The following is a 4,972-nucleotide window of genomic DNA, read 5'->3' as shown; positions in this document are numbered from 1 at the left end:
CATGCGCTACTACCAACTGAGCTATGGCGGAATAAAGCTAAGCGACTTCCATATCTCACAGGGGGCAACCCCCAACTACTTCCGGCGTTCTAGGGCTTAACTTCTGTGTTCGGCATGGGTACAGGTGTATCTCCTAGGCTATCGTCACTTAACTCTGAGTAATACCTACTCAAAATTGAATATCTATTCAAACCAAGAAAACCATTCGCTTTCATATTCTCAGTTACTTTGGATAAGTCCTCGAGCTATTAGTATTAGTCCGCTACATGTGTCGCCACACTTCCACTTCTAACCTATCTACCTGATCATCTCTCAGGGCTCTTACTGATATAAAATCATGGGAAATCTCATCTTGAGGTGGGTTTCACACTTAGATGCTTTCAGCGTTTATCCCTTCCCTACATAGCTACCCAGCGATGCCTTTGGCAAGACAACTGGTACACCAGCGGTAAGTCCACTCTGGTCCTCTCGTACTAGGAGCAGATCCTCTCAAATTTCCTACGCCCGCGACGGATAGGGACCGAACTGTCTCACGACGTTCTGAACCCAGCTCGCGTGCCGCTTTAATGGGCGAACAGCCCAACCCTTGGGACCGACTACAGCCCCAGGATGCGACGAGCCGACATCGAGGTGCCAAACCTCCCCGTCGATGTGAACTCTTGGGGGAGATAAGCCTGTTATCCCCAGGGTAGCTTTTATCCGTTGAGCGATGGCCCTTCCATACGGAACCACCGGATCACTAAGCCCGACTTTCGTCCCTGCTCGAGTTGTAGCTCTCGCAGTCAAGCTCCCTTATACCTTTACACTCTGCGAATGATTTCCAACCATTCTGAGGGAACCTTTGGGCGCCTCCGTTACCTTTTAGGAGGCGACCGCCCCAGTCAAACTGCCCGTCAGACACTGTCTCCGATAGGGATCACCTATCTGGGTTAGAGTGGCCATAACACAAGGGTAGTATCCCAACAACGTCTCCTTCGAAACTGGCGTCCCGATCTCATAGACTCCTACCTATCCTGTACATGTGGTACAGACACTCAATATCAAACTGCAGTAAAGCTCCATGGGGTCTTTCCGTCCTGTCGCGGGTAACCTGCATCTTCACAGGTACTAAAATTTCACCGAGTCTCTCGTTGAGACAGTGCCCAAATCATTACGCCTTTCGTGCGGGTCGGAACTTACCCGACAAGGAATTTCGCTACCTTAGGACCGTTATAGTTACGGCCGCCGTTTACTGGGGCTTCAATTCATACCTTCGCTTGCGCTAAGCACTCCTCTTAACCTTCCAGCACCGGGCAGGCGTCACCCCCTATACATCATCTTACGATTTAGCAGAGAGCTGTGTTTTTGATAAACAGTTGCTTGGGCCTATTCACTGCGGCTGACTTAAAGTCAGCACCCCTTCTCCCGAAGTTACGGGGTCATTTTGCCGAGTTCCTTAACGAGAGTTCTCTCGCTCACCTGAGGCTACTCGCCTCGACTACCTGTGTCGGTTTGCGGTACGGGTAGAGTATGTTTAAACGCTAGAAGCTTTTCTTGGCAGTGTGACGTCACTAACTTCGCTACTAAACTTCGCTCCCCATCACAGCTCAATGTTATAGAACTAAGCATTTAACTCAATTCACACCTCACTGCTTAGACAGACACTTCCAATCGTCTGCTTTAGTTAGCCTACTGCGTCCCTCCATCACTACATACTCTAGTACAGGAATATCAACCTGTTGTCCATCGGATACACCTTTCGGTCTCTCCTTAGGTCCCGACTAACCCAGGGCGGACGAGCCTTCCCCTGGAAACCTTAGTCTTACGGTGGACAGGATTCTCACCTGTCTTTCGCTACTCATACCGGCATTCTCACTTCTATGCGTTCCAGCGCTCCTCACGGTACACCTTCTTCACACATAGAACGCTCTCCTACCATACCTATAAAGGTATCCACAGCTTCGGTAAATTGTTTTAGCCCCGGTACATTTTCGGCGCAGGGTCACTCGACTAGTGAGCTATTACGCACTCTTTGAATGAATAGCTGCTTCTAAGCTAACATCCTAGTTGTCTGTGCAACCCCACATCCTTTTCCACTTAACAATTATTTTGGGACCTTAGCTGGTGGTCTGGGCTGTTTCCCTTTCGACTACGGATCTTAGCACTCGCAGTCTGACTGCCGACCATAATTCATTGGCATTCGGAGTTTATCTGAGATTGGTAATCCGGGATGGACCCCTCACCCAAACAGTGCTCTACCTCCAAGAATCTCTAATGTCGACGCTAGCCCTAAAGCTATTTCGGAGAGAACCAGCTATCTCCAAGTTCGTTTGGAATTTCTCCGCTACCCACAAGTCATCCAAGCACTTTTCAACGTGCCCTGGTTCGGTCCTCCAGTGCGTCTTACCGCACCTTCAACCTGCTCATGGGTAGGTCACATGGTTTCGGGTCTACGTCATGATACTAAGGCGCCCTATTCAGACTCGGTTTCCCTACGGCTCCGTCTCTTCAACTTAACCTCGCATCATAACGTAACTCGCCGGTTCATTCTACAAAAGGCACGCTCTCACCCATTAACGGGCTCGAACTTGTTGTAGGCACACGGTTTCAGGTTCTATTTCACTCCCCTCCCGGGGTGCTTTTCACCTTTCCCTCACGGTACTGGTTCACTATCGGTCACTAGGAAGTATTTAGGGTTGGGAGATGGTCCTCCCAGATTCCGACGGGATTTCACGTGTCCCGCCGTACTCAGGATACTGCTAGGTACAAAGACTATTTTAAATACGAGGCTATTACTCTCTTTGGCTGATCTTCCCAAATCATTCTTCTATAATCTTTGAGTCCGCATTGCAGTCCTACAACCCCGAAGAGTAAACTCTTCGGTTTGCCCTTCTGCCGTTTCGCTCGCCGCTACTAAGGCAATCGCTTTTGCTTTCTCTTCCTGCAGCTACTTAGATGTTTCAGTTCACTGCGTCTTCCTCCTCGCATCCTTAACAGATGCGGGTAACAGGTAGTACCTGTTGGGTTCCCCCATTCGGAAATCCCTGGATCATCGCTTACTTACAGCTACCCAAGGCATATCGTCGTTTGTCACGTCCTTCTTCGGCTCCTAGTGCCAAGGCATCCACCGTGCGCCCTTATTAACTTAACCTTATTTTCTGACCTTTCAGTCATAAACTCTTATTAATACTACAGCGTTTTCGGTTTATTTTCTTGTTACTATTTGATATAGATATTCAATTTTCAATGTGCATTACTTGGTGATCTCTCACCAATGGAGCCTAGCGGGATCGAACCGCTGACCTCCTGCGTGCAAAGCAGGCGCTCTCCCAGCTGAGCTAAGGCCCCACAAGACCTCTCAAGACTAAACAAGACCAATGCGCAGTTCCTTATCCTTAGAAAGGAGGTGATCCAGCCGCACCTTCCGATACGGCTACCTTGTTACGACTTCACCCCAATCATCTATCCCACCTTAGGCGGCTGGCTCCTTACGGTTACCTCACCGACTTCGGGTGTTACAAACTCTCGTGGTGTGACGGGCGGTGTGTACAAGGCCCGGGAACGTATTCACCGCGGCGTGCTGATCCGCGATTACTAGCGATTCCGACTTCATGTAGGCGAGTTGCAGCCTACAATCCGAACTGAGACTGGCTTTAAGAGATTAGCTTGCCGTCACCGGCTTGCGACTCGTTGTACCAGCCATTGTAGCACGTGTGTAGCCCAGGTCATAAGGGGCATGATGATTTGACGTCATCCCTACCTTCCTCCGGTTTATTACCGGCAGTCTCGCTAGAGTGCCCAACTGAATGATGGCAACTAACAATAGGGGTTGCGCTCGTTGCGGGACTTAACCCAACATCTCACGACACGAGCTGACGACAACCATGCACCACCTGTCACCTCTGTCCCGAAGGAAAGCTCTATCTCTAGAGCGGTCAGAGGGATGTCAAGACCTGGTAAGGTTCTTCGCGTTGCTTCGAATTAAACCACATGCTCCACCGCTTGTGCGGGCCCCCGTCAATTCCTTTGAGTTTCAACCTTGCGGTCGTACTCCCCAGGCGGAGTGCTTAATGCGTTAGCTACGGCACTAAACCCCGGAAAGGGTCTAACACCTAGCACTCATCGTTTACGGCGTGGACTACCAGGGTATCTAATCCTGTTTGCTCCCCACGCTTTCGAGCCTCAGCGTCAGTTACAAGCCAGAGAGCCGCTTTCGCCACCGGTGTTCCTCCATATATCTACGCATTTCACCGCTACACATGGAATTCCACTCTCCCCTCTTGCACTCAAGTTAAACAGTTTCCAAAGCGTACTATGGTTAAGCCACAGCCTTTAACTTCAGACTTATCTAACCGCCTGCGCTCGCTTTACGCCCAATAAATCCGGACAACGCTCGGGACCTACGTATTACCGCGGCTGCTGGCACGTAGTTAGCCGTCCCTTTCTGGTAAGATACCGTCACAGTGTGAACTTTCCACTCTCACACTCGTTCTTCTCTTACAACAGAGCTTTACGATCCGAAAACCTTCTTCACTCACGCGGCGTTGCTCGGTCAGACTTCCGTCCATTGCCGAAGATTCCCTACTGCTGCCTCCCGTAGGAGTCTGGGCCGTGTCTCAGTCCCAGTGTGGCCGATCACCCTCTCAGGTCGGCTATGTATCGTCGCCTTGGTGAGCCGTTACCCCACCAACTAGCTAATACAACGCAGGTCCATCTGGTAGTGATGCAATTGCACCTTTTAAGTAAATGTCATGCAACATCTACTCTTATGCGGTATTAGCTATCGTTTCCAATAGTTATCCCCCGCTACCAGGCAGGTTACCTACGCGTTACTCACCCGTTCGCAACTCATCCAGAGAAGCAAGCTCCTCCTTCAGCGTTCTACTTGCATGTATTAGGCACGCCGCCAGCGTTCGTCCTGAGCCAGGATCAAACTCTCATTAAAAGTTTGAGTTCTCACTCATTTCTGTCACTGACAGATTTATTGTTTTTT

The 4,972-nt window shown here is 50.0% G+C and carries 1 tRNA gene and 3 rRNA genes; all 4 read right to left on the bottom strand.

Annotated elements, in window-relative coordinates:
- Positions 1–36: 36 nt before the first annotated feature.
- A 5S ribosomal RNA gene (gene rrf, locus HT679_RS10305) occupies positions 37–152 on the bottom strand.
- 76 nt (positions 153–228) lie between these two features.
- A 23S ribosomal RNA gene (locus tag HT679_RS10300) occupies positions 229–3,130 on the bottom strand.
- Positions 3,131–3,254: 124 nt separating this feature from the next.
- Positions 3,255–3,327, bottom strand: a tRNA-Ala gene (locus HT679_RS10295).
- Between the two features lie 51 nt (positions 3,328–3,378).
- Positions 3,379–4,924, bottom strand: a 16S ribosomal RNA gene (locus tag HT679_RS10290).
- Together the 16S, 23S and 5S rRNA genes with 1 tRNA gene alongside form the textbook arrangement of a ribosomal RNA operon.
- Positions 4,925–4,972 lie beyond the last annotated feature (48 nt).

The sequence above is a fragment of the Streptococcus sp. 4886 genome (assembly GCF_013276485.1).
Classification (GTDB): Bacteria; Bacillota; Bacilli; order Lactobacillales; family Streptococcaceae; genus Streptococcus.
Note: the sequence above shows the minus strand (reverse complement) of the source record. Positions and strands in the feature narration are given on the sequence as shown.